This window comes from Streptomyces sp. NPDC048521, assembly GCF_043199855.1.
Classification (GTDB): Bacteria; Actinomycetota; Actinomycetes; order Streptomycetales; family Streptomycetaceae; genus Streptomyces.
Map to the genome: position 1 here is coordinate 108,293 of NZ_JBICWR010000013.1, position 23,477 is coordinate 131,769.

Here is a 23,477-nt window from a genome sequence, read left to right on the forward strand (position 1 = left end):
TCGTCGTGGCGCGCTCCACCCGGATCCGGATGGCCTACACCGCCGTGGGCCGCAGCCCCGACATGGGCTGCGGCTGGATTCTGCCCCGCCTCCTGGGCCCCCGCCGAGCCGTGGAGCCGGCCCTCACCAACCGGACACTGAGCGCCGAGGAAGCCGTCACCTGCGGACTGGCCGGCGATGTCGTCGACGACGCCGACCTGCTCGAACGGGCCCGCGCCATCACGCGGACGCTGGCCGAGGCGCCGGCGGAGGCCCTCGCCGCCACCACGTGCCTCATCAGCTCGTCCGTGAGAGCGGCCTCATCTCCTCCCTGGCGTCCTCGGGCCAGGGCCAGGACGCCGTCGAGGGCTTCCTGCGGCGCTGAGACTTTCGCCAGCCGGCCGGAGGTCCGGGAGTTCCCGCCCCTAATGTGCAGGTAACCTGTATTATTTACGGGTGGCGCTGAACGACAACCCTTCGGCAAACCTGGCTCTGGAACTGGTCCGTTCCATGGACCGCCTGCGCGGGCGCATCCGCTCGGAGACGGGTATGGGCGCCAGTCCCTACAGCCGCAGCCAATTGGCCGCCCTGCAGCGGGTGGTCCACGGACCACCCGCCACGACGAGCGACCTCGCCGCCGCCGAGTACATGCGCCCGCAGTCCATGGCGCAGACCCTGACCGTGCTGGAGAAGCACGGCCTGGTCACACGCAGCCCCGACCCCGACGACGGCCGCCGCATCCTGATCACGGCCACCCCGCGCGGACGGGAAGAGGCCGAGCGCTGGCTCCAAGCGCGGGAGGCCTGGCTCACCGCCGCGATCGACCGGACGCTGACCACCAGCGAACGCGAGGGACTGAGCGCTCTGGTGAACATCCTGGAGCGCCTGGCCGACGCGGGCGCCCCGGCCGCCGCGCGCCGGGGCGCCCGGCCCGCTCCCGGACATCCCTGAGACATCGGCCGCGAGACCACCCCAGTCCGCCCCGGTGCCGCCCACACCGGGGAGCCGGAAGACGGAGAGTGCATTGTCCGACAGGACCGCCCGCTTCTGCTTGTCGTCGAGGAAGTCGAACCCCTCGATCACGGGGCGCGGTCCGGAAGACAGGGCCGGGAGGATGGTGGTCGCTTCGACGGCGCAGGCGACCGGCGTGCCGTGCGGGCTCATGTCACCGCTGTGGCCACCCCATGGGCCGCCCGCACAGGCCTCACGTGCGGCTTCACGGCGCCGGCGCGGGCCGTGAGGTCGTCAGCCACGCGACGGGGGCGTCACAAGGGGGGACGCGGGGCGTCGCCTCCTTTCGCGGCCTGCGGTGCGCGCAAGCCGCCCAGAGCCGGTTCGTCTACGACCGTAGACTCCCATGTTGCGTGTGGCTACACTGCGGGCCATGGAAAGTGAGACGCCTCAGTCGCCACCCGGTCCGCCCGCGACCAAGCGGCCGCGCAACGCCGCGGCGACCCGTGAGGCGATCCTCAGATCCGCGGTGGAGGCCTTCACTCGACTCGGCTACGACGGGGCCGGCGTGCGGGACATCGCCAAGGACGCGGGTGTGACGGCGATGCTGGTCAACCGCTACTTCGGATCCAAGGAACAGCTCTTCGCCGAAACGGTGGACGTCTCCTTCGCCCCGCGCACCGTCGTCACGGACGATCCCGCCACGCTGAGCCGCGACATCGCCAGGTCGCTCGTGGAACGCACCGCCCCGGAAGCCGACCACCTCAGTCCGTTCCTGCTGATGCTCCGCTCGGCGCCCAACCCGCGCACGGCCGAGATCGCCCGTGACGGCATCGAGCGCCATGTGGAACGGGAACTGGCCGGCATGCTCACGGGCGAGCACGTCGAAGAGCGCTCCGCGCTGGCCCTGTCGGTGATCGCCGGAGTATGGCTGATGCGCAAGGTCATCGGCGACACCGCACTGGTCGAGGCCGACGCCGACGACCTCACCCGCCGCGTGGAGGCAGTCCTGCGCGTCCTGCTGGAAGACCCCGAGCCGAAGTGACGGCGTGCGCCGCGCACCGTCCCGTCGGCACCGCTCACCCGTCGTACGTGGAGAAGCCCCGCCCGCTCTTGCGGCCCAGCTGCCGCGCCTCGACCACGCGCCGCAGCAGAGCGGGCGGCGCGTACAGCGGATCCTTGAACTCCGCGTACATCGACTCCGCGACCGCCTGCGCGGCATGTCGATCTTCTCCAGTTAGGAGGCCGCCCCGAACTCCGGGACATCACGTACAGCGAGACATCCGCGTACGGCACGATCGCGGCGTCGCCCTGCCCGATGCCGGGCGTCTCCACGATCACCAGGTCGTAGCCGGCGCTTGCCCGAGCGGCCGGTCCCCGTGGTGCCCAGGACCGGGACGTCCCGGGTGACGGCGGCCTCCAGGGCGTGACGGTCCGCGCCGGACCGATCCGCTCTCCAGGCCGCTGATCAGACGGGCCAACGCCGTACGGCTGCCGGCCAGGACGTCGGCCGTTGCCGCCGGGGACGACTGCCACAGGTCGGTGTCGCACTCGGCGATGAGCGAGTTGACCATCCCGGCGAGTCCCAGCCGCTGGCCGTGCAGGAGAGCCGGGAGGCGCAGGCCCACGGCAGACCCCGCGAGCACCTGCCCCGAGACGCCTGCGGAATGGCCGGTACCCGCCGGTCAAGAAGGTGTGCCTGGAGCAGCAGCAGAGCGCGGGGAGTCTCGCCGACCGTGTCCTCCTGCCCTCCGGCGCGCGGACGGTCGCGTATCGCCTTGCGGGGGCAGGAGATGCGCTGGTTGGTTCCTCGCCGAGCGGCGATGCTCCCGACGGGCGGTGCCCGCCGGCTCGGTGACCGCCGTCACGATCGGCGCGCCGGCCGTCCGGCCGCGCGCCGCGGGACTCGCCGGGCCACTCGGACAGGGTCCGCGAGTGGTCCGGCGACGAGCGCTCACCTCACAGGATGTGAGGGGCCTTGCTGCCGCCGGCGAGCACGGTCCGGGGCAGCAGATCGACGAGTTCGTCGTGCGACCACGGGCCGTTCTGCTCGTCCCGGAAGATCGTCCGCGTCTCGACGGGGTGACTGTAGATGCCGATCTTGCCTCCGCCGGCCCGGAAGACACAGCCCGTCACGTCGGCCGCCACGTCCGAGGCCAGGTAGACGACGATCGGCGCGACCAGACCGGCGTCGGCCCGCGCCTCCTTGGCCTTCGCCCGGCGCGCGCTCATGGCCCCGGAGGCCACCAGCGCGGCGTCGCGCTGCTTGGCGTCCTCGGTCATCCTGGTCAGGGCGAACGGCGCGATGGCGTTGACCGTGATGCCGTCGTTGTCGAGTTCCCAGGCCAATTCGTAGGTCAGGCTCACGACGCCGCCCTTGGACGCGGCATACTCGGGGTTGCCGATCGGCGCCGCCCACTGGTTGGAGCAGGTGTTGACGATGCGTCCGCCGCCGTACTGCCGGAGCACCGGAATGGCGCTGCGGCACATCGCGAAGGTGCCCTTGAGGTTGACGTCGACGGTCAGGTCGAAGTCCTCCTCCGTCACTTCCTCGATCTTGTGCTGCCGGACGATCCCCGCGTTGTTGACCAGAATGTCGAGCCGGCCGAACTGCTCGACCGCGGTGGCGACCACCCGGCCCGCGCCCTCCCAGTCCGCCACGGACTCATAGCTGGCAACCGCTTCGCCACCCTGGGCACGGATGTACTCGACCACCTCGTCGGCCGGGCCCGCGGCGGCCCCGTGGCCGTCAGCCCGCACACCGACGTCGTTGACGACGACCTTCGCCCCGGCAGCCGCCAGCGCGATCGCCTCACCTCGGCCGATGCCACGTCCGGCACCGGTCACGATGGCCACACGGCCGTCCAGCGGTCCTCGTTCCGTCATGAAACTTCCTCCTTGCGCGAAATGGTGGTTCGCGCGCTCTTCGAAGGCTTCAGCGCGCAGCGCCTGGGCTCAGTACGGCGTTACGCGCGCCGATGAGCGTGAGCTGGTCCCGCGGACCGGAAAACGGTTGCCGCACCGTGCGTCGGCAGCGAGCGGGAACAGGATCCCGCCGGGCTGCCGGCTGCCGGGTCTCGGAGGCCGGTGCCGCAGTGGGCGACAAGCCGTGATTCTGCGTTCCGCGGCAACTGATATGTCGTCAGTGGCCCGATCCCGCACCGAGGCTCGAAGTGGTCACCGAGTCCGGTCGCGGTGTGAGGGGGCGAAGCCGGGGGGTCGATCGCCTCACCGACCCAAGTCCATCATAGGCCTGCTCCTGCATACGTATGTACTTGTTCGACCGTCATGGCCGCTACGCCCGGTTCGCTGCCGGTGAAGCTGCCGGAGTGTCAGGCTGTCGGCACGTCGGCGTCGTTACGGCGTCGGAGCCTGCCTGCTCGGGACGGGGTCGTGCCGGGCGTGGGCCCGGTCCTCGGTGGGGTGTCTTCCAGCAGCTGGCCGGCAGGCCTTCCAGTTGACGCTCGAGCCCGCCGGGGCCCGCCGCCAGGGCCGTGTTGCCGATGATGCTTCGCATCAGCCAGACGCCGAGGATCAGTGAGAGCGCGAGTGCGGAGCGCTCCCGCGCCCGATCACCGCTGAGTAACCCCGCCAGGTGACGTTCCACATGTCGTTCGATGCCCTGCCGGGCCAGTTCGGCCGAGGACTCGTCAAGTCGTCGGGCACGACGGTCCGCGGGGTGAAGGAGGTGTCCACCACCTCGGCGAACAGGTTCTCCTTGGACCCGAAGTAGCGATTGACCATCATCGCGCTCACGCCGGCTCCCTTGGCGATCTCGCGCCCACCGGCGCCGTCGTAGCCGGAACGGGTGAAGGCCCCGACCGCGTATCTGAGGATCGCCTCACGCGTAGCCGACGCGTTGCGCGGCCGGCCCCCCTCCGCGGAGGGGGGCCTCGATGAGTCAAGTCACTTTTCACACGGCCAGTGTAGTCAAGCCGACGAGGTAAGTCTACAGTTGCATACATGATGGTCCAGGAGTTCCGGCAGGTGACGGTCCGCGCACGGGCCGCGCTGCCAGGGGCTTCGGGTGTGTCATGAGCGAGGTGCGGGGCCGGCGTCGGCCGCGATGCGACGGGGGTGCGCTCGGTCCCTGCGGCCTTCCCGACTGTCCGCAGCCACACGCCCTCCCGTGGCCACGACGGTGCACCCAGGGACCGGTCGGCCGGAACTCCCGCCGCGGCGGCGCGTTCCGTAGCTGACGAGCCATCAGGTAGCGGTGTCCGTGTGCGCGTGTGCATCGGTGTGCCGGACTGCACGTACGAGAAGGATGTGAGTGAGAAATGGACAACCTGGCACGCGCGGCGTTCCGGCGGCGTGTGGAGAACGAGGGTCCCCTGATGATCCCGCACTGTCCGGACGCGCTGACCGCCCGCCTGTGCGAGGACCTGGGCTTCGACGGTGGATACCTCGGAGGCGGCGGCCTCGGGTTGTCGCTCGCCGTCTCCGAAGCGCTGCTGACGACGACGGAGCTGGCCCAGACGGCGGCCGCCATCCGCCGGCGTTCCAGGCTGCCGCTGGTGGTGGACGGCGGAGTCGGCTTCGGCGACGCCGTGCACGTGACCCGCATGGTGTGGGATCTGGAGTCCGCCGGTGTCCATGCCATCGAGCTGGAGGACCAGGTGGCGCCCAAGCGGGCCAGTCATCACCGCCATGTGGAGCACCTGGTGCCCGTCGAGGTGATGCTGGGGAAGATCCGGGCCGCGGTGGCGGCACGGCGGGACCCGGACCTGCTGCTCATCGCCCGCACCGGCGCGGTCCAGAACGAGAGCTTCGACGCGGCCATCGAGCGCTGCGAGGCGTACTTCGCCTCCGGCGCCGACGTCGTCATGCTGCTGCCGGAGAACGGCGAACAGCGAGCCGCCGCGCCGCGGCGTCTGTCCGGTCCCGTGGCCCTGCTGACCTCGTTCGACCTGCACGCGCCGGGGGAGTGGGCCGAGTTCGGGTACTCACTGGTCATCGACCCGGTCACGGGACAGGCCGCCGCCTTCAGCGCACTGCGGGACGCCTACCGGGTACAGCGGTCCGGACGGCCGAGCGCGCGTCCCGCGGCCGAGCCCTTCGCCGTCTTCGAGCAGATGCAGGAGCTCGCCGGATTCGAGGACCTGTACGACATCGAGCGGGCCACGACCGAGCCGGGCACCTGAGCTGCCCGCGGGCGACCGGCCGGGATGTGCCCCGTCGGCGGCACGGATGCGCCAGCATCGTGACTGACCGGTATCACGGCCGCCGGCCCTGTCGGTCACCCGGAGGCGAGGACCGCGTCCGGGTGACCGACAGGGCCGTTGCGGGCCGTCGTGCCCGCGGATGTCCTACGGCTGCTCACTTCGTCCCGCGCCGACGGGGGAGAGCTGAAGACCGGTCGCGGACCGTGCCGGTGTTCGTCCAACGTGCCCACTGGGCCGCGGCGCGGTGCGGACCGGGCCACGGAATCGGCCAGGCACTCCAGAAGCCCCACGAGCGCGGGACCCCTTCCTCCATGGTCAGGGTCCGTGCCACCGCGTCGGTGGTCCAGGCCTCGCGGGCAGCGAGCCGGCGGCCCACCTCTTGCCGTCCCCGCTGAGTGGCCGAGAAGCGCACGCGGCGGCGGTCGGTCGGGTCCCGGACTATGGGTGACCAGGGCGTGCTTCCCCAGTACGGCCAACGTCTGAGCCATGGACTGGGGTTGCATGTCGACACGGCGGCGTGGAGAAAGATGCCCTGGCGGACCGGTGCTGCGAGCGGCTCACGACCGTAGCGAACACCTCGCCGTTCGGCGGGCGGGGATGTTCGGAGCGCGAAGGTGACCACGCAGCACCGGTGCGGGCGCCGTTGCGTTGTCGCTCCGGCGCCCGCACCGGTGCGAGCCGTGCGTGGGTGTGTGGTTCAGAAGGCGGAGCGGATGAGGCCGCCGTCCACACGGATGGTGGCTCCGCTGATGTACTGGGCGTACTCGCTGCAGAGGTAGGCGACCGCGCCGGCGATCTCGTCGGGGTCACCGAAGCGTTCCTGGTCGTTGGGGATCAGGGCGTTGACCGCGTTGGGCTGGATCTCTTCCCAGGTGTTGCCCCAGCCGCGGGCTGGGCCGATCTCCGTGACGAGCTCCTTGGTCGCCTCGACGAGGATGGCTCCGGGGGAGACGACGTTGGAGGTGACGCCGGTGCCCTTGAGTTCGCGGGCGAGGCTGACGGCGAGGTTGTGGCGGGCCGCCAGGGTGGCGTTGTACTGGGGATGGGTGTTCATCGGCTGGGAGGCGAGGCCGCCGCCGATGGTGATGACGCGGCCCCAGCCGCGCTCGCGCATGGCCGGTACGAGGTGCTGGATCATGCGGACGCCGGAGACGACGTTGATGTTGTAGGTGTCGCGCCATTCGTCCGGTGTGGCCTCGGCCCAGGACAGGTGGCGGTAGAAGCCGGCGTTGTTGACGAGGATGTCGATGGGGCCGTCGGCGGTGGCGGCGCGGGCGACCTCCGCGGCGACCGCGTCGTCCGCCAGGTCGCCGTGGACCGTGGTCGCGGTTCCGTCGGCGTTGCGGATGTCCTGTGCGACCTTCTCGGTGCGCTCCTTGTCGCGGCCGTGGACCACGACCGCCGCGCCCTCGGCCGCCAGCAGCTTCGCGGTGGCCTCGCCGAGTCCGGCACTCGAACCGGTGACGAGCGCGCGCCGTCCGTTCAGATTCAGGTCCATGTTCTGTTCCCTCTCTCGGACTTCCCGCCTCGGCATGGCAGGGGGAAGTATCTGACATAAAGTATACACCGGTAGACTTGCTAAGTCTACGGTGGGAGACTTCTCTGTCTCCTCTGCCGGCACGGCCCGGCTTGCGGACCGCGGTCGCGGGGGTGACAGCGCACCGGCCGGGCGGCAGGACGCGTCCGTGGCGTCAGTTCACGTAGCGGACGGTTCCGCCGTCCACGCGCAGCGTGGCACCGCTGATGTAGCCGGCATGAGGGCTCGCCAGGAAGACCACCGCGGCGGCGATCTCCTCGGGCCGCCCGAGCCGGTTGGCGTCGTTGGGCACCCAGCTCTCCGCGGCCGCGCGCTCGATCTCCTCCCATGTGTCGCCCCAGCCGTGAGCGGGGGCGATCTGCCACAGCAGGTCGCGGACCGTTTCGGTGAGGATCGCACCGGGCGCCACCGTGTTGGAGGTGATGCCGCTGCCCTTCAGCTCGCGTGCCAGGGACACGGTGAGGTTGTGGCGGGCGGCGAGCGAGGCGTTGTAGTGGGGCTGGGCCGCCATCGGCTGGGCCGCCAGACCGCCGCCGATCTGGATGACCCGGCCCCAGCCGGACTCACGCATGCGCGGTACGAGGCTCTGGACCATCCGCACGCCCGAGAGTACGTTGGTCTGATACGTCTGCGCCCAGATCTCAGGGGTGGCGTCCATCCAGCCGACCTGGTCATATGTGCCGGCGTTGTTCACCAGGATGTCGATCGTGCCGCCGCTCAGCGCCTTCTCGGTGACGGCCTCGGCGCCCTCTTGCGTGCTCAGGTCTCCGACCGCCACGTCGGCCCGGCCGCCCGCGGCCCGGATGCGGTCGGCGGTGCCCTTGGTGCGCGCCTCGTCGCGGCCGTGCACGACGACGGTGACCCCTTCGCGGGCGAGTGCCTCGGCGATCGCCTGGCCGAGTCCGGAGCTCGATCCGGTCACCAGGGCCCGCTTTCCGGTCAATTGCATATCCATAGGTATGTCCTTCCCGTTTCAGGCATGTGCTTCGAAGTGTGCACCCGGCAAGACGTGGCTGCCGGGTGCTGAGCGCGTGTGTCAGCGGCACGCATCCGTATGCGTCGCGCGGGGTGCTCGGTCCCCCTGGCGCCTCTGGTGAGCAACCCCGCCCGACGGAGGGTGACTGCTGACTGAAAGGGTCCTCCGCCACGGGTGTTTCGGGCGGCGGCCACAGCCGGAGCGGCGAATCACGGGGCCGGACGGGGTGGAGGCCGCCTGCCGGCATTCCGAAGGCCGGCCCTAAACCGGAGGCGTTCCTCCATATTAGCGGAGGCAACATTCCGTATCAAGTCGAGCCGCGCCGTCCGACACGTACCGGTGCGGCGGTCCGGGCCCCACGGCATCGGGCGGCCCGCGAAGTGTGTGTGCGGCCGGTCCGGACCGGCGTATGCGCCCACACCGGGCGTGGCGTTCGGCACACGGAGCGCAAGCCGGCGGGGGAGGTGCGGCGGCTTCTCGGACGACGGGGGTGGACGGGGAAGAACTTCCGCTCAGGCGCAGCGGGCGGCGGTGGGGGGGGCGGTCACCCACCCGTCGGGCCGGCGCCGCTGCGAACGCCCTCAGGACGCCTTGAGCTTGCGGGCTCCCGACGGGGTGATGGCGAGGAGGACCGCGCCCAGGCCGAGCAGGGCCAAGGTGATCGTGTGCAGGCCGCTGTCCGTGGCCCGGTCTCCGAAGGAGAGGCTGATGAGGCTGGACGACAGCACGGCGCCCAGGTAGGTGAAGGTGCGCATGAGCCCGGCGGCGACACCCACGGCTTCGGCGGGTGCCTGCTGGTAGAGGGCGGCCTGGTTCCCGATCACGCCCAGGCCCGAGACGACCCCGAAGACCATGGTGATCAGTACGAGGACCCAGATCGGCGTGGTCGAGGTGAACAGCAGCAGACCGGCCGGTCCGATCACCGCCGCTGCGGCTGTGCAGTACAGCGCGGAACGCACCAGGTTGCGGCGAGCGAAGGGGAGGGAGATGAGCGCGGCGAACACGGACATCGGCAGGATCAGCAGGCCCACGCCGATGGCGGACAGACCGCGCGTCTCCTGCAGCCACTGAGTGAGGCCGTAGAGGATGCAGTAGTTGAGCAGAAAGGTGAGGCACACCCGCAGGTAGGTGGCGCTCAGCGGCTTGTTCCTGGACAGCATGCGCACGTCGACGAACGGATCGTCCGTCCGGCGCTCCCACAGCACCAGGGCGACGAGCAGGACCACCACCAGCGCGCAGAGCCACCACCGTGGGTGGTGCAGGTCGTTGAGGAAGAACAGCAAGGAGGCGATGGTGCCCGAGAAGAGGACGATGCCGGGGAGGTCCAGCCGGGCCTGGGGCACGCTCTCGCCGGTCCGCTCGGCACGGGGGAGGTCACGCGGCACCCAGGCGAACGTCATCAGCACCCCGATCAGGACCAGCGGGACGTTGATGAAGAAGGTGATCCGCCATCCGGCCGCCGCTGCCAGCAGGCCGCCCAGGGGCAGACCGAGGGCCGACGTGACCTGCGCCGCGATGGCGAGCGCGCCGAGTGTGCCGCCCGTCCGGGCCGGCTCGCGGTCGGCAGCCCAGCGGCGCACGATCACCATCGCCGTCGGGTAGCCGGCCGACGTGCCCACGCCGAGGATGACGCGGGCGGCGACCAGGGTCGGCAGGTTCGTCGCGACGGTACCCAGCGCGCCGCCGACCCCGACGAGGGTCAGACCCGCGACGAAGACGCGACGCGGACCGAGGCGTTCGGCGAGCCGCCCCATGGTGGGCTGGCCGATCGCGCTGGCCAGGTAGAGAGCGGACACCAGCCAGATGGTGGAGGCCGCGCCGGCGTGAAAGGTGTGCCCGATGGCGATCAACGTCGTGGCGATGATCGAACTGTTGATCGGATTGAGGGACGACCCGAGCATGAGGGGGAGAGTGAACCGCCAGCCCGGGGCTGCGGCCTCATGGGGTTCGGGTGGCCGCCCGCCCGTCTTGCCGGCCGCGTGGCGGGCCGATGGTGTTTTGCGTATCTTCATGGCCTCAATACTACAGGCAAACTGAACAGGTAGCCTTAACATGTCGCGGCGGCGGCTCGTGAGCGACGCTCGGAGGTGAGAGCCGAAAGTCAGAATGAGAGTGTGAACCCCAACCCGGTAGTGCACTTGAGAGCGTGAACCCCTAGATGAGAGTGACGGGGTCGCCTTCGGGCGGGCGCGTGTCGCCACGGCGATCAGCGCTGGTCACGGCTCCGCGGGCGGGCGAGGCGTTCGAGTCGTGAGTGGACCGGACGGCACGCGTGAACCGGTGTCCGTCGGCCGAGGTCGCGACCTTGATGGGGCTTGGCCTGCGGGGGGGGCTTCCGCGGATGTGCGGCCTCCCTTGTTCGGGGTGCAGTCCGGCGAGGTGGTCCGGCGAAGGGTGTTCGCGGCGACGGGTGTGCCCGATGCGCGGGTGGACGCGACGCACCTGTCGGTCTTCGAGCCCGCCCCGACCGGTGGCGGATGGCCGGCCCGGAACGCAACTGCGCATGCTCCTGAACGAGCCTCCTCCACCACACCACACGGAACCGCATGTGGCTGGAGATCCTGCAGATCGCTCTCGACCTGCCGGCCTGGATGCCCGCACACCAAGAACCCCACCGGAGCAAACCGAAAGGTCCGCCGAAAAGCTGACGGGCCCTCACGAAAGATCGAGGCCAGAGCTCACCTTCCGCACTCTCAGGTCATAGCCGTCCCCAGCAGCTCGATGCGATGCGAAGTCGTTCGGGCGCTCACACCGAGTATGCCGAAGATGAGATCACGGCCCATCGTCGCTCCCACCAGCGTATTGACCGGGCCGAACGAGGCCGCCACCGGTGTGACCGCGGCTCCGGCCGTGGCCTTTGCCTCTTGGCGTGACGCGACGAAGGCCGGGACATCGGCGGGCCGGATCAGCGGGCCACTCGACCCTGCCCGGAGGTTGCAGCCTCCCGTGATCACCGACGCTCCGCGCTCAAGACGGCTCGAGCGCGTGACTTCTCGAGGTCTTCGGCGCTCTCGTCCGGGTATGCCTGGCACGCGCCCCTGCTACGTTGGAACGCCGCCCCCGTACTTCCCGTACGAACGAGGCCTTCCGCTCGAACACGCTCTGAGCGCTTCTTCAGGACGGCGGAAATCCTGATTCCAGGCGGTCACAGAACTCGCGTGCGAGCCGACCAGGCTCCGGTACCCTCACAGGACGCAGTCGCCGCCCACGGCCGTCCTGCCGGGAACCAAGTGACGAGATCCGGTATTTCCTGACCTCACGCCCACGCTGCCTCCAAGAGGTGCGCAACCGTTTCCAGGAGATGCACGCTACCGGTTCCAGCACTTGACACCCCCACCGAGGATGGCCGCGGCGCCGGCAACGGTTCCCGGAGGGTCGGCCCGATGTCCTGCGCGAAGTACGGACTGGAGATTCCGGTCGACGGTGGAGGCCCGACACCAATGATCACCGATTCACCAGGGGGAGCCCGCAGCATGACCGGCACCACGGAGGCCCTTGGCGGGTCGGCTGCAGTCGACGATGCAGCACGAAGCGTCACGCGCCCGTTCTACGTGTACGCCGTGCTCGCCAACTCGCTGTTCCAGCGTGGGGTATTCGTCCTCTTCCTTCAGCAGCGAGGCTTCTCCGCCGGGCAAGTGGCCCTCCTTCAGACACTGCTCTACCTGGTCAGCGGACTTGCGGAGTTGCCGACGGGAGTCATCGCCGACCGAATCGGCAGGCGTGCCAGCATCGTGATCGGCCAGGTGCTGATAGCCGGATGCCTGCTCGGTCAGGTGACGTCCTCCAACTACTGGGTGTTCCTTGCGCTGTTCATCGGCCAGGGCGTGGGCATGGCATGTGTGTCCGGTTCGGACACCGCCCTGCTGTACGACCTGCTCGTGCGTCGTGGTGCAACGGCCGGCTACGTCAAGATCAAGTCCCGGTTCACCATGCTCGGGACGGTCACCTCGGGAGTCGCCATCGCCCTCGGTGGCCAACTGCAGCGGTTCTCCTGGGGAATCGTTTACGTCGGTTCGGCGCTGTGCCTCGTCCTGGCCGTTGTGGTGCTGATGTCACGGGTGCCCGAGATCCGCGGCGTGGACGCGGTGGACGAGCAGGACGGAGCCGAGAAGGAGCACCGCGACGCCACAGCATGGCGGGCGATTCTTCGGGTCGCCACGCCGGCGCTCGTGACGCTTGCCGTGGTGTCCGGATTGATGCATGCGACTTTGACGCCGTACATCATTTTTACGCAGAAGACCCTCTCCGATCAGGGGGCGGGCACCGCATTGGTCAGCGTGGTCATATCGGCGGGATTCTTCGTCGGTGGACTCACTCCCTTGCTGTCGGACCGCGCGGACCGGCGCATCGGGTATCGGGTCGTCGTCCCGGTCTCTCTCCTGACGCTCACCGTGGCGCTCGGCCTGAGCGGCCTCGGCCTTGTCTGGGTCACCGTCGCCGCTTTCCTGGTCCTGGTCGGAATTCCCGAGATCACCGCCGTGCTCGTGGACAACGTGTTCAACGAGGCAGTGCCGTCGCGCCACCGGGCGAGCCTGCTGTCGCTGATCGCATTCGTGGAGTCGGCGCTCATCGGCATCGGCTATCTCGTCCTCGGCGCGCTCATGGACGGGTTGGGCTCCAGTGTGGGCATGGCCACCTACGCCGCGGTCCCCCTGCTGGCATGTCTCCTGTGGCTTCCGGTGATCTTCCGACGGGCACGGGTGACCCCCGAGATCGAGGAGCCCGCCGACCAAAAGGCATCCTGAAACAGACCGTCTCGAGCAACGCCCCTGCCCGATGGCGGGGGCGTTGCTCGTTGACATGTCGCTCCCAGCGGCGACGGAGCTGTCCTGGGGCCCGCGGAGTCGAAGTGATGGAGGGGCCGGTGCCCCGACCGCTCGCCGGCGGCGGTGCACTCCGCGGGGTAGAACTCGCCGACGGACGGACACTTCAGGCAGCGGGGGTGTTCCTCCTCCCGAGGAGGATCCCGAGCGGTGGTGTCCTGGATAGCCTCAAGCAGTGGCGCGTCCGGCCGGACGAAACGTTGCCATTGGGGCCGGTTTGCTCCGCTATGCACGGCGCACCACACGTGGGCATGAGCGCCAATGGGCACTCTGTGCGCCCTCCCCGTTCCCGAGGGTGACGGAAATGATGAGCACACCGCACATGAACCAGGTGATCCGCGGTCCCCTGTGCCTCGGCAGGGCGGACTGGCGGCGGAAGGAGTTCACGGTGTTGCTTCTCATTTCCCCGGACGGTGTCGAGGAGGCTCTCGACTGTGCGAAGGCGGCGGAGCATCTCGACATTGTCGACGTCAAGAAGCCCGACGAGGGCTCTCTCGGCGCCAACTTCCCCTGGGTCATCCGGGAGATCCGCGACGCGGTACCGGCGGACAAACCGGTGTCCGCGACCGTGGGGGATGTCCCGTACAAGCCCGGCACGGTGGCGCAGGCCGCACTCGGCGCGGTCGTCTCCGGCGCCACGTACATTAAGGTCGGCCTCTACGGATGCACGACGCCCGACCAGGGCATCGACGTCATGCGCGCGGTCGTCCGGGCGGTGAAGGACCACCGCCCCGAGGCACTCGTCGTCGCCTCCGGCTACGCCGACGCCCACCGGATCGGCTGCGTCAACCCGCTCGCCCTGCCCGACATCGCCGCCCGCTCCGGCGCCGACGCCGCCATGCTCGACACCGCGATCAAGGATGGGACCCGGCTGTTCGACCACGTGCCGCCAGATGCCTGCGCCGAGTTCGTCCGGCTGGCCCACGCGGCCGGCCTGCTCGCCGCCCTCGCGGGCAGTGTCAAGCAGACCGACCTCGGCCCGCTGACCCGCATCGGCACGGACATCGTTGGGGTGCGCGGAGCGGTCTGCGAGGGGGGCGACCGCAACGCCGGACGGATCCAGCCGCACCTGGTGGCCGCCTTCCGGGCGGAGATGGACCGGCAGGCCCGGGAGCACGCGGCCGGCGTCACCGCCGTGAGCTGACCGCCGGCATGCCGACCTCCGAGCCCGACCGCGTCCCCGGACGCCGGGCCGCGCCTCTGGCCGTCGTCGATCCGGCCACCGGGGAGGTCTTCGACGAGGCCCCCGACCAGCAGCCGGACACGCTGGACGCCGTTGTCGACCGGTCCCGCCGGGCCTGGCACGGCTGGCGCGCCGATCCCGCCGCCCGTACCACCGCGCTGCGCGCGGCGGCCGACGCCGTGGAGGCAGCCGGCGACGACCTCGCCCGGTTGCTCACCCGGGAACAGGGCAAGCCCCTGGCCGAGTCGCACGCGGAGATCGCCCGTATGGCGGCCCGCCTGCGCTACTTCGCCGACCTGGCCCCCAGGACCCGGCGCATCACCGACGGCCGGCCCGTGCACAGCGAGATACGCTGGCGACCCCTCGGACCCGTCGCCGCGATCGTGCCGTGGAACTTCCCCCTCCAGCTCGCGGCGGCGAAGTTCGCGCCCGCGCTCGCGGCGGGCAACACCGTGGTCCTCAAACCGTCCCCCTTCACCCCGCTCGCCACCCGGCTGCTCGGTTCCGTCCTCGCCGCCGTCCTGCCCGAGGACGTGCTGACCGTCGTCACCGGCCGCGAACCGCTCGGCGCCCGCCTCGCCTCCCACCCCGGCATCCGCCACGTGACCTTCACCGGCTCGGTGCCCACCGGGCGGGCCGTCGCCGAAGCGGCGGCGGCCTCGCTCGCCCGGGTCACCCTGGAACTGGGCGGCAACGACGCCGCCGTCCTGCTGGACGACGTCGAGGTGGACCTGATCGCGGACCGGCTGTTCTGGGCCGCCTTCCGCAACTGCGGGCAGGTCTGCATGGCGGTCAAACGCGTCTACGCCCCGGCCCGGCTCCACGCCCAGGTCGTCGAAGCCCTCGCCGAGCGCGCCAGGGCCGTCGCCGTCGGGCCCGGCCTCGACCCGGACACCCGGCTGGGACCGGTCAACAACGCCCCCCAGCTGGCCCGGGTCGAGCAGATCACGCGGCGGGCCCTGGCTGACGGCGCCCGGGCGGCAGCCGGCGGTCACCGGCCGGCCGGGCCGGGGTACTTCTTCGCCCCTACGATCCTCACCGACGTCCCGCCCGACAGCCCGGTGGTGACCGAGGAGCAGTTCGGGCCGGTCCTGCCGGTGCTGCCGTACCGGAGCCTGGACGAAGCCGTCGACGCCGCCAACGGCACGGGCTTCGGACTGGGCGGCTCCGTGTGGGGCACCGACCTCGATCGGGCCGAGGCGGTGGCCGACCGGCTCGAATGCGGCACGGCCTGGATCAACCACCACGCCGAACTGTCCCTCGCCCAGCCCTTCGCGGGCGTCAAGGACAGCGGCGTCGGCGTGGCGGGCGGACCGTGGGGGCTGTACGGCAACCTGCGGCCGTTCGTCGTCCACCGCCCGCGGGAGGCGTGATGGTGAGGTTCGAGGCGGCCGTACTGCGCTCGTACGAGGATCCGTTCACGCTCGAGGAGGTGGCCCTGCGGGCGGAACCCGCCGCCGGTGAGGTCCTGGTCGAGATCGCCGGCTGCGGGATGTGCCGGACCGATCTCGCGGTCCGGCGATCGGCCGGCAGCAGCCCGCTGCCGGCGGTGCTCGGCCACGAAGGGTCCGGGGTCGTGGTGCGGACGGGCGGCGGCCCGGACACCGCGATCGGCGTCGGTGACCACGTCGTGCTGAGCTTCGACTCCTGCGGGCACTGCCGCAACTGCCGCGGCGCGGCCCCTGCCTACTGCGACTCCTTCGCCTCCCTCAACCTCTTCGGGGGACGCGAGGAGGACGCGCCGCGGCTCACCGACGCGGCCGGGGGAGCGCTGGCCCCCCGGTGGTTCGGCCAATCCTCCTTTGCCGAGTACGCGCTCGTCTCGGCCCGCAACGCCGTCCGGGTCGACCCCGCGCTGCCCCTCGAACTGCTCGGGCCGCTCGGCTGCGGCTTCCTCACCGGCGCCGGAGCCGCGCTGAACACCTTCGCCGCCGGCCCGGGCGACACCCTCGTCGTTCTCGGCGCGGGAGCCGTGGGCCTGGCCGCGGTGATGGCGGCCACCGCCGCCGGCGCGCTGACCGTGGCCGTCGACCGGCACCCCCGACGGCTGGCCCTGGCCGAACGGTTCGGCGCGATCCCGCTGCCCGCCGAAACGGCCGGTCTGGCCGAGCGGATCCGGCGGCTCACCGGCGGCGGCGCGCAGTACGCGCTCGACACCACGGCCTCCGCCCCGCTCATCAACGACGCGCTCCGGGCACTGCGCCCCACCGGCAGCCTCGGCCTGGTGGCACGGCTCCACACCGGGCTGCCGCTCGAACCGGGCACGCTCGACCGGGGTCGCAGCATCCGCCACATCTGCGAAGGGGACGCCGTCCCCGGACTGCTGATACCGCTGCTGACCCGGCTCTGGCAGGCCGGACGCTTCCCCTTCGACCAGCTCGTCCGCACCTACCCGCTGGCCGACATCAACGAGGCCGAGCGCGACTGCGACGCCGGCCGCGTGATCAAACCCGTCCTGCTCCCGACCGGAAGGAGCCGGTGAGCGCGGCACCCAGCACCGCGGACCCACCGCATCCGACGAGCAGTCAGCTCGCCATCCCCACTCCCGCCAACGGAGGAGACATGACCGGCACGGCGCCTCAGCACACGGACGTGGAAGGCGTGGACGGAGGCGTGGGCCTGACCGCCCTCCTGGTCGCCGCGGCACGGGCGATCGAGACCCACCGCGACGACAGCCTGGCCCAGGACGCCTACGCGGAACACTTCGTACGCGCCGCCCCGGCGTGCGCGGACTGGCCGGTGCGCATCCAGCAGGTCCCGGACGGGGACGGCAACCCGTTGTGGGGGCGGTTCACCCGCTACTTCGGCCTGCGGACCAGGGTCCTCGACGACTTCCTGCTCCGGTCGGTCCGGACGGGCCCCCGGCAGGTGGTCCTGCTGGGAGCGGGATTGGACACCCGCGCCTTCCGGCTGGACTGGCCGTCCGGCTGCGAAATCTTCGAGATCGACCGGGCGGGCGTGCTGGAGTTCAAGCACCAGGTGCTCACGGACCTGGCGGCCACCCCGAAGGTGAAGCGCGTCCCCGTACCGGTCGACCTGCGCGCGGACTGGGTCAGCGCGCTGACCACCGTCGGCTTCGACCCGGCCGCACCGAGCGTCTGGCTGGCCGAGGGACTCCTCTTCTACCTACCGGGCCCCGCCGAGACGTACCTCATCGACACGGTGGACAGGCTGACCACCGAAGGCAGCGCTCTGGCCTTCGAGGCCAAGCTGGAAAAGGACCTGCTGGTGTACCGCGACAGCCCGACCTACACGGCGACGCGGGAACAGACCGGCATCGACCTGCTCCACCTCTTCGACAAGGGGCCGCGACCCGACTCCGCGGGCGCCCTGACGGCCAAGGGCTGGTCCACGTCGATGTACACGCCCTTCGACTTCACCCGTCGGCACGGACGTGGGCCCCTCCCCGAGCCGAACGACGCGCTGGAGGGAAACCGGTGGGTGTTCGCGTACAAGCCCCGGCCATGACGCCCGCAGCGCTCACGACGACGTCCGCACGGGGCTGAGGGTGGGGCCTGCCGCAGGCCCCGCTCGGTGGGACGCGTCCCGAGGGAGGCGGCAGCTCGGTTGCGTCGCAGCGGTTGCCGCCCACGCCCGGCGATGCCGCTGACGGGCCGTGTCAGACGGCCCGGGCAGCCACGAGCTGGTCGCCCGGGATCCCGGCCAGGTCCGGCGCGTAGTAGTCCTCGATGCCGGCGGCCCACGTAGCAACAGTGATGCGGTCCTCGGCGTCCGGGCCGAAGGCGTCGAAGAGGGCGTGGATGTTCGCCTCCTCGAAGCCGATCGCCGTCATCAGCGACACGAAGAGGGGGCGCTCGATCAGGCCGTCCCCGTCGGGGTCGCCGAGTGCGGCGAGCGCGTCGGCGAACTCGCTGATCGTGGGACCGAAACGCTTGGGGTCGAGCACGAACGGACGGAACTCGTCCAGGGTGATCACACCGTCGCCGTTGGCGTCCAGTTCAGTGGCCAGCGTCGTCCAGTAGCGGCGGAACGCGGCCCGGATGGCGGCCTTGGCGCCGTCGTCCGACGCGGCCGCCGCCTCCAGAACACGGCCCGTCATCAGGTCGAAGTCTCCGGAGTCGATGACTCCGTTGCCATTGGCGTCGAAGAGGGAGAAGACCAGTTCGACCCGCTTGGCGGCCTCAGTTCGCATGTCCATCACCTGTCTTCTGTGACCCGACGATTCCGGGCCTGCCCGATGAGTGCCTCTACTTCACCGTGTGGGGACACACGTCCAACCCGGCGCGTGTAGCGGCCACGACCCATAGAACCGCCATGAAGAGCCGTGGACTCTCGATCTTCGCTTGTGGTGACAGAAGGACTGCTGAATGAGCGTGTGTGACAAATCGGATGCCTCCCCTGTGGCAACCAGACTGCTTCGACCGATCCCGTTCGTCAGCTCATACGATCCTGCTGCTGGTAACTCCTGAGCTTCGGCTCAGCATTCGGCGGGGCGTCGTACAGCGCTCGGGCGACGGCCCGCCCCTGATTCCGCGCTACGCACACGAGGCCGACTTGACCAAGCCTGGCCGCCCCGGCGCACCGCGCGCCGTCCGCTCGCCCCTCGGGTTGCCGCGCCCCGCGAACCGGTCCACCACGCCCGCATCGGCCGCCACGTCGTACGGCGCTGGGACGCCGTCGGTCCGTGCGGCGCGGTGAAGTCCGTCAGGGCGGTTGGCGAGCCTGTGGATGCGCCCCGAGTGCGCCTCGTGACTCTGGTTCATCCCATAAGGGCTGACTAAGCCAATTCGGATGGTTCTGTCCTTCACCTCGTTGAGGATCGATGTGCGGCGGCTGAGGCCGCGGTGGTGTCACCACGTGGCGCCACATCGGTGAAGGCGTGCTGCGCAGATGAAGCGACGAGCAGGAGAGGGGACGGCATGCACCTGACTCCGCATGAGCAGGAACGCCTGATGGTCCACGTGGCGGCAGATGTCGCCCGGCGGCGACGTGAGCGCGGTCTGCTACTGAACTACCCCGAGGCGATGGCGCTGTTGACGGCGCACGTCTACGAGGAGGCACGCGCCGGAGCGACGGTCGACGCGGTGATGGAGTCCGGCCGTCATGTGCTGCAGCGCAGCGAGGTCATGGACGGCGTCCCGGAAATGATCGACAACGTGCAGGTCGAGGCCACGTTCCCGGACGGCACGAAGCTGGTGACCATCCACGACCCGTTCGACGAAGCGGCCACCGAGGTGGATGTCCATCCGGGGAAACTGGAACTGCTGCCGGACGAGGACGAGCACCGGGTGGCATTCAACGAGGGCGCCAGGCCCGTGCCGCTGGACGTGTCCAATCCCAAGGACCGGCCGATCCAGGTCGGTTCCCACTTCCACTTCGCCGAGGCCAACGAGGGTCTCGAGTTCCCCCGCGAGAAGGCCCGTGGAATGCGGTTGCACATCGCCTCCGGCACATCCGAGCGATTCGAACCGGGTGACAACCGGACCGTGATGCTGGTGCCCATCGCCGGGGAGCGGATCGTGGCCGGCCTCCAGGCCGGCAAGAGCGAGAAGGAGAAGCACCTCGATGCCCGACAGGACTGAAAAGCCCTGGGACCCGCTGCTGCGCTCCCGCTACGCCGACCTCTACGGCCCCACGATCGGGGACCAGGTCCGCCTCGCCGACACCAACCTCGTTGTGCGGATCGAAGAGGACTGGTGCGGCGGCCCGGGACGCAGCGGCGACGAGATGGTCTTCGGCGGCGGCAAGGTGATCCGCGAGTCCATGGGCCAGTCGCACATCCCCCGCGACGACCCGCGCATGCCGGTCGACACGGTGATCACCGGCGTCCTGGTCCTGGACCACTGGGGCGTGGTGAAAGCCGACGTCGGACTGCGCGACGGCCGCATCCAGGCCATCGGCAAGGCCTACAACCCCGAGACCATGTCGCCGCGCCCCAACGACGACCCGCGCGCGTCCGACTTCATCGTGGGGCCCGAGACGGAGGTGATCTCCGGAAAGGGACGGATCCTGACCGCGGGCGGCGTCGACACCCACGTGCACTTCCTGTGCCCGGGTCAGATCCATGAGGCACTCGCCTCGGGCGTGACGACGCTGATCGGCGGCGGTACCGGTCCTGCCGAGGGCAGTACGGCCACCACCGTCACGCCCGGCAAGTGGCACATCCAGCGGATGTTCGAGGCACTCGACGCCTGCCCGGTGAATATCGGCCTGCTCGCCAAGGGGAGCACGGTCTCCGAGAAGGCGCTGCACGATCAGGTCGCCGCCGGCGCCCTCGGCTTCAAGATCCACGAGGACTGGGGCGCGACCCCCGCCGTGATCGACGCGGCCCTGAGGGTGTGTGAGGAGACCGGGGTGCAGGTCGCTCTGCACGCTGACTCCCTGAACGAGTCCGGCTTCGTGCACAACACCTTCGCCGCGACCAAGGACGGCAACCTCAACACCAAGGACGCCAAGTACCGCAGCTTGCACGTCTTCCACATCGAAGGCGCCGGCGGCGGCCACGCACCCGACATGATCAGCCTCGTGAGCAAGCCGAACGTGCTGCCCGCCTCGACGAATCCCACCCGGCCCTTGACGGTGAACACCGTCAAGGAGCACGTCGACATGATGATCGTGTGCCACCACCTCAACCCTGAGGTCGAGGCGGACATGAAGTTCGCCGACTCGCGGATCCGGCCCTCCACCATGGCGGCCGAGGACCTGCTGCACGACATGGGCGCCATCTCCATGATGTCCTCCGACGCCCAGGCCATGGGCCGCATCGGGGAGATGATCATGCGGACTTGGCAGACCGCACACGTCATGAAGTCCCGCTACGGCCATCTACGCGAAGACGACGCCGACGCCGACAACTTCCGGGCCCGGCGTTACATCGCCAAGTACACCATCAACCCGGCCATCACCCACGGCATCGACCACGAGGTCGGCTCCGTCGAAATCGGCAAACTCGCCGACCTGGTCCTGTGGGAACCCAAGTTCTTCGGCGTCAAACCCCACATGGTCATCAAGGGCGGTCAGATCGCCTACGCGCAGATCGGCGACGCCAACGCCTCCATCCCCACACCCCAGCCCTACCTGCCGCGTCCGGTCTGGGGCTCTACGGGCCGCTCCCCGGCGGCCAACTCTTTCAACTTCGTCGCGGAGGCAGCCCTTGACGGCGAACTCGCCGGATCCGGACTGCTCAAGCCCCTGCGCGCGATCCGGTCCACCCGGCAGATCACCAAGGCCGACATGGTGCACAACAACGGCGTGCCGGACATCGTCATCGACCCCGACACCTTCGACGTCACCATCGGCGGCGCCACCACGTCCGACGTCCGCACCAGCGTGGACGGGCAAGAGGTCGGCCGGAACTACGCCACCGAGCTGCCCATGGCGCAGCGGTACTTCCTGTTCTGATCCTCCCTCACCCCCTGGGGTGTCAACAGCCCCCGGGGGCCTCACCGCGAAAGGCGGACCAGCGACGCCATGAGCCGCGCCGCCCTGCTCATCCTGGCCGACGGCCGCTTCCCCGCCGGCGGACACGCCCATTCCGGAGGCATGGAAGCCGCCGTCGCCTCCCGCACCGTGCACGACAACCACAGCCTGGAGACGTTCTGCCGCGGGCGGCTGCACACCGCCGGACTGACCGCCGCCGGTCTCGCCGCCGCGGCCGCCACCGGCTACGACCCCCTGGCCCTCGACGAGGCCGCCGACACCCGTACACCCGCACCGGCGCTGCGCCGTATCGCCCGCCGCCTCGGCCGGCAACTGATGCGCGCCGCCCGCGCCACCTGGCCCTGCACCGGCCTCGACCACCTCGCCCACCACCGACCACAAGGAGCCCACCAGCCGGTCGTCCTCGGCGTCACGGCCCGCGCCGCCGGACTCACCCCGCTCGACGCCGCCCACACCGCCGCCTACGAGAGCGTCGGCGGCCCGGCGACCGCGGCGGTGCGCCTGCTGAGCCTCGACCCCTTCGAGGCCACCGCAGTGCTGGCCAGGCTTGCCGATGACCTCGACACCGTCGCCGCCGCCGCGGCCGCCGCGGCTGAGCGCGTCGCCGTCGAGGGCGTCACCGTCCTGCCCGCCGCTTCCGCTCCGTTGCTGGACATCACCGCCGAGCAGCACGCCGCCTGGACCGTCCGCCTCTTCGCCTCCTGATCACGCCCACACCGATGACCTGGAGCTTCCGTGCATCTGGACCATCCCGTGACCATGCCGCAGCGCCACACCCACAGCGCCGCCCCACAACGCCCGGACGGCAGCCGCCGCGCCCTGCGGATCGGCTTCGGCGGGCCGGTCGGCTCCGGCAAGACCGCCACCGTCGCCGCACTGTGCCGCGCACTTCGCGACCGACTGTCCATCGCCGTGGTGACCAACGACATCTACACCCAGGAGGACGCCGCCTTCCTGCGCCGCGAGGCCGTGCTGCCACCGGAACGGATCACCGCCGTGGAGACGGGAGCCTGCCCGCACACAGCCATCCGCGACGACATCTCCGCCAACCTCGAGGCGGTCGAGCACCTCGAGCAGAGTCTGGAGCCGCTCGACCTGATCCTCATCGAGTCCGGGGGAGACAACCTCACCGCGACGTTCTCCCGGGGACTGGTCGACACCCAGGTCTTCGTCATCGACGTGGCCAGCGGCGACGACATTCCCCGCAAGGGCGGCCCCGGCATCACCACAGCCGACCTCCTCGTGGTCAACAAGACCGACCTGGCCCCGTACGTCGGTGCCGACCTGGACACCATGGCGGCCGACACCCGCGCGCAGCGCAAGGACCTGCCGTTCGCCTTCACCAGCCTCACCGCGGCCGACGGAATCCGCCCCGTCGCCGACTGGGTGACCGAGTGCCTCGCCGCCTGGCACTCGGGAGTCACCCGGTGAGGGCCGCCGCACAGCTGCCGGCCGCCACCCA

The 23,477-nt window shown here is 70.5% G+C and carries 19 protein-coding genes and 4 pseudogenes; 13 read left to right on the plus strand and 10 right to left on the minus strand.

Annotation, left to right across the window (positions count from 1 at the left end; genetic code table 11):
* Positions 1–5 precede the first annotated feature (5 nt).
* The 3 genes and pseudogenes from ACGFRF_RS27750 to ACGFRF_RS27760 form a co-directional block, all read left to right on the plus strand.
* Positions 6–245, plus strand: a pseudogene (locus tag ACGFRF_RS27750) (enoyl-CoA hydratase/isomerase family protein); the annotation flags it as partial.
* 190 nt (positions 246–435) lie between these two features.
* Positions 436–930, plus strand: coding sequence for a MarR family winged helix-turn-helix transcriptional regulator (locus ACGFRF_RS27755; RefSeq protein ID WP_393744445.1), 495 nt, complete (start codon positions 436–438; stop codon positions 928–930).
* Positions 931–1,363: 433 nt separating this feature from the next.
* Complete coding sequence (locus tag ACGFRF_RS27760) at positions 1,364–1,975, plus strand: TetR/AcrR family transcriptional regulator (RefSeq protein WP_393744447.1); 612 nt, start codon at positions 1,364–1,366, stop codon at positions 1,973–1,975.
* A gap of 34 nt (positions 1,976–2,009) precedes the next feature.
* Here the strand turns inward: ACGFRF_RS27760 and ACGFRF_RS27765 are convergent.
* The 6 genes and pseudogenes from ACGFRF_RS27765 to ACGFRF_RS27790 form a co-directional block, all read right to left on the minus strand.
* Positions 2,010–2,147 (minus strand): annotated as a pseudogene (locus ACGFRF_RS27765) (3-hydroxyacyl-CoA dehydrogenase family protein); the annotation flags it as partial.
* 23 nt (positions 2,148–2,170) lie between these two features.
* A pseudogene (locus tag ACGFRF_RS27770) lies at positions 2,171–2,573 on the minus strand (hypothetical protein); the annotation flags it as partial.
* Positions 2,574–2,889: 316 nt separating this feature from the next.
* Positions 2,890–3,816: an SDR family NAD(P)-dependent oxidoreductase gene (locus ACGFRF_RS27775; protein WP_393744449.1), complete on the minus strand. Its 927-nt coding sequence runs from the start codon at positions 3,814–3,816 to the stop codon at positions 2,890–2,892.
* Positions 3,817–4,225: 409 nt separating this feature from the next.
* Entirely contained in the window at positions 4,226–4,537 is a 312-nt protein-coding gene (locus ACGFRF_RS27780) for a hypothetical protein (protein WP_393744451.1), read from the minus strand.
* A complete protein-coding gene (locus tag ACGFRF_RS27785; RefSeq protein ID WP_393744690.1) occupies positions 4,465–4,686 on the minus strand; it encodes a hypothetical protein in 222 nt (73 codons plus the stop codon). Before ACGFRF_RS27785 ends, ACGFRF_RS27780 begins: the two co-directional genes overlap by 73 nt.
* Positions 4,687–4,767, minus strand: a pseudogene (locus ACGFRF_RS27790) (hypothetical protein); the annotation flags it as partial.
* Between the two features lie 443 nt (positions 4,768–5,210).
* On the opposite strand from ACGFRF_RS27790, the gene ACGFRF_RS27795 reads away from it, so the two are divergent.
* Positions 5,211–6,074 carry an oxaloacetate decarboxylase gene (locus ACGFRF_RS27795; protein ID WP_393744453.1) on the plus strand — a complete coding sequence of 288 codons (864 nt, stop codon included), beginning with the start codon at positions 5,211–5,213 and terminating at the stop codon, positions 6,072–6,074.
* Positions 6,075–6,792: 718 nt separating this feature from the next.
* On the opposite strand, the gene ACGFRF_RS27800 is transcribed toward ACGFRF_RS27795, so the two are convergent.
* The 3 genes from ACGFRF_RS27800 to ACGFRF_RS27810 all read right to left on the minus strand — a co-directional run bounded on the left by ACGFRF_RS27800 (position 6,793) and on the right by ACGFRF_RS27810 (position 10,620).
* Positions 6,793–7,593: an SDR family NAD(P)-dependent oxidoreductase gene (locus ACGFRF_RS27800; RefSeq protein ID WP_393744455.1), complete on the minus strand. Its 801-nt coding sequence runs from the start codon at positions 7,591–7,593 to the stop codon at positions 6,793–6,795.
* Positions 7,594–7,786: 193 nt separating this feature from the next.
* Complete coding sequence (locus ACGFRF_RS27805) at positions 7,787–8,587, minus strand: SDR family NAD(P)-dependent oxidoreductase (RefSeq protein ID WP_393744457.1); 801 nt, start codon at positions 8,585–8,587, stop codon at positions 7,787–7,789.
* Between the two features lie 602 nt (positions 8,588–9,189).
* The gene (locus ACGFRF_RS27810) at positions 9,190–10,620 is read right to left on the minus strand and encodes an MFS transporter (RefSeq protein WP_393744459.1); all 1,431 of its coding nucleotides are present in this window, start codon (positions 10,618–10,620) and stop codon (positions 9,190–9,192) included.
* A 1,461-nt stretch (positions 10,621–12,081) separates the two neighbouring features.
* Between ACGFRF_RS27810 and ACGFRF_RS27815 the strand changes: the two genes are divergently transcribed.
* The 5 genes from ACGFRF_RS27815 to ACGFRF_RS27835 all read left to right on the plus strand — a co-directional run bounded on the left by ACGFRF_RS27815 (position 12,082) and on the right by ACGFRF_RS27835 (position 18,082).
* A complete protein-coding gene (locus tag ACGFRF_RS27815) occupies positions 12,082–13,353 on the plus strand; it encodes an MFS transporter (protein ID WP_393744461.1) in 1,272 nt (423 codons plus the stop codon).
* 466 nt (positions 13,354–13,819) lie between these two features.
* Positions 13,820–14,575 (plus strand): (5-formylfuran-3-yl)methyl phosphate synthase, encoded by a 756-nt coding sequence (locus ACGFRF_RS27820; protein WP_393744658.1) that lies wholly within the window; start codon positions 13,820–13,822, stop codon positions 14,573–14,575.
* Between the two features lie 8 nt (positions 14,576–14,583).
* A complete protein-coding gene (locus ACGFRF_RS27825) occupies positions 14,584–15,987 on the plus strand; it encodes an aldehyde dehydrogenase family protein (RefSeq protein WP_393744463.1) in 1,404 nt (467 codons plus the stop codon).
* Positions 15,988–15,989: 2 nt separating this feature from the next.
* A complete protein-coding gene (locus ACGFRF_RS27830) occupies positions 15,990–17,096 on the plus strand; it encodes an NAD(P)-dependent alcohol dehydrogenase (RefSeq protein WP_393744660.1) in 1,107 nt (368 codons plus the stop codon).
* Positions 17,097–17,176: 80 nt separating this feature from the next.
* Positions 17,177–18,082, plus strand: coding sequence for a class I SAM-dependent methyltransferase (locus ACGFRF_RS27835; protein WP_393744465.1), 906 nt, complete (start codon positions 17,177–17,179; stop codon positions 18,080–18,082).
* 151 nt (positions 18,083–18,233) lie between these two features.
* Here ACGFRF_RS27835 and ACGFRF_RS27840 read toward each other — a convergent pair whose 3' ends face one another.
* Positions 18,234–18,767: an EF-hand domain-containing protein gene (locus ACGFRF_RS27840; RefSeq protein WP_393744662.1), complete on the minus strand. Its 534-nt coding sequence runs from the start codon at positions 18,765–18,767 to the stop codon at positions 18,234–18,236.
* Between the two features lie 727 nt (positions 18,768–19,494).
* On the opposite strand from ACGFRF_RS27840, the gene ACGFRF_RS27845 reads away from it, so the two are divergent.
* The 4 genes from ACGFRF_RS27845 to ureG all read left to right on the plus strand — a co-directional run bounded on the left by ACGFRF_RS27845 (position 19,495) and on the right by ureG (position 23,446).
* Positions 19,495–20,157, plus strand: a complete 663-nt coding sequence (locus tag ACGFRF_RS27845) for an urease subunit gamma (protein ID WP_393744467.1) — start codon at positions 19,495–19,497, stop codon at positions 20,155–20,157.
* Positions 20,141–21,976 carry an urease subunit alpha gene (locus ACGFRF_RS27850; RefSeq protein WP_393744469.1) on the plus strand — a complete coding sequence of 612 codons (1,836 nt, stop codon included), beginning with the start codon at positions 20,141–20,143 and terminating at the stop codon, positions 21,974–21,976. Before ACGFRF_RS27845 ends, ACGFRF_RS27850 begins: the two co-directional genes overlap by 17 nt.
* Before the next feature lie 69 nt (positions 21,977–22,045).
* Positions 22,046–22,720 (plus strand): urease accessory protein UreF, encoded by a 675-nt coding sequence (locus tag ACGFRF_RS27855; RefSeq protein ID WP_393744471.1) that lies wholly within the window; start codon positions 22,046–22,048, stop codon positions 22,718–22,720.
* Positions 22,721–22,750: 30 nt separating this feature from the next.
* A complete protein-coding gene (ureG, locus tag ACGFRF_RS27860) occupies positions 22,751–23,446 on the plus strand; it encodes an urease accessory protein UreG (protein ID WP_393744473.1) in 696 nt (231 codons plus the stop codon).
* Positions 23,447–23,477: the final 31 nt, after the last annotated feature.

What these genes read in the sequence shown, in the direction of transcription:
- ACGFRF_RS27760 (WP_393744447.1), top strand. Translation starts at nt 1,364, where the DNA reads ATGGAAAGTGAGACGCCTCAGTCGCCACCCGGTCCGCCCGCGACCAAG.
- ACGFRF_RS27775 (WP_393744449.1), bottom strand. Translation starts at nt 3,816, where the DNA reads ATGACGGAACGAGGACCGCTGGACGGCCGTGTGGCCATCGTGACCGGT.
- ACGFRF_RS27795 (WP_393744453.1), top strand. Translation starts at nt 5,211, where the DNA reads ATGGACAACCTGGCACGCGCGGCGTTCCGGCGGCGTGTGGAGAACGAG.
- ACGFRF_RS27800 (WP_393744455.1), bottom strand. Translation starts at nt 7,593, where the DNA reads ATGGACCTGAATCTGAACGGACGGCGCGCGCTCGTCACCGGTTCGAGT.
- ACGFRF_RS27805 (WP_393744457.1), bottom strand. Translation starts at nt 8,587, where the DNA reads ATGGATATGCAATTGACCGGAAAGCGGGCCCTGGTGACCGGATCGAGC.
- ACGFRF_RS27810 (WP_393744459.1), bottom strand. Translation starts at nt 10,620, where the DNA reads ATGAAGATACGCAAAACACCATCGGCCCGCCACGCGGCCGGCAAGACG.
- ACGFRF_RS27815 (WP_393744461.1), top strand. Translation starts at nt 12,082, where the DNA reads ATGACCGGCACCACGGAGGCCCTTGGCGGGTCGGCTGCAGTCGACGAT.
- ACGFRF_RS27825 (WP_393744463.1), top strand. Translation starts at nt 14,584, where the DNA reads ATGCCGACCTCCGAGCCCGACCGCGTCCCCGGACGCCGGGCCGCGCCT.
- ACGFRF_RS27835 (WP_393744465.1), top strand. Translation starts at nt 17,177, where the DNA reads ATGACCGGCACGGCGCCTCAGCACACGGACGTGGAAGGCGTGGACGGA.
- ACGFRF_RS27840 (WP_393744662.1), bottom strand. Translation starts at nt 18,767, where the DNA reads ATGCGAACTGAGGCCGCCAAGCGGGTCGAACTGGTCTTCTCCCTCTTC.
- ACGFRF_RS27845 (WP_393744467.1), top strand. Translation starts at nt 19,495, where the DNA reads ATGCACCTGACTCCGCATGAGCAGGAACGCCTGATGGTCCACGTGGCG.
- ACGFRF_RS27850 (WP_393744469.1), top strand. Translation starts at nt 20,141, where the DNA reads ATGCCCGACAGGACTGAAAAGCCCTGGGACCCGCTGCTGCGCTCCCGC.
- ACGFRF_RS27855 (WP_393744471.1), top strand. Translation starts at nt 22,046, where the DNA reads ATGAGCCGCGCCGCCCTGCTCATCCTGGCCGACGGCCGCTTCCCCGCC.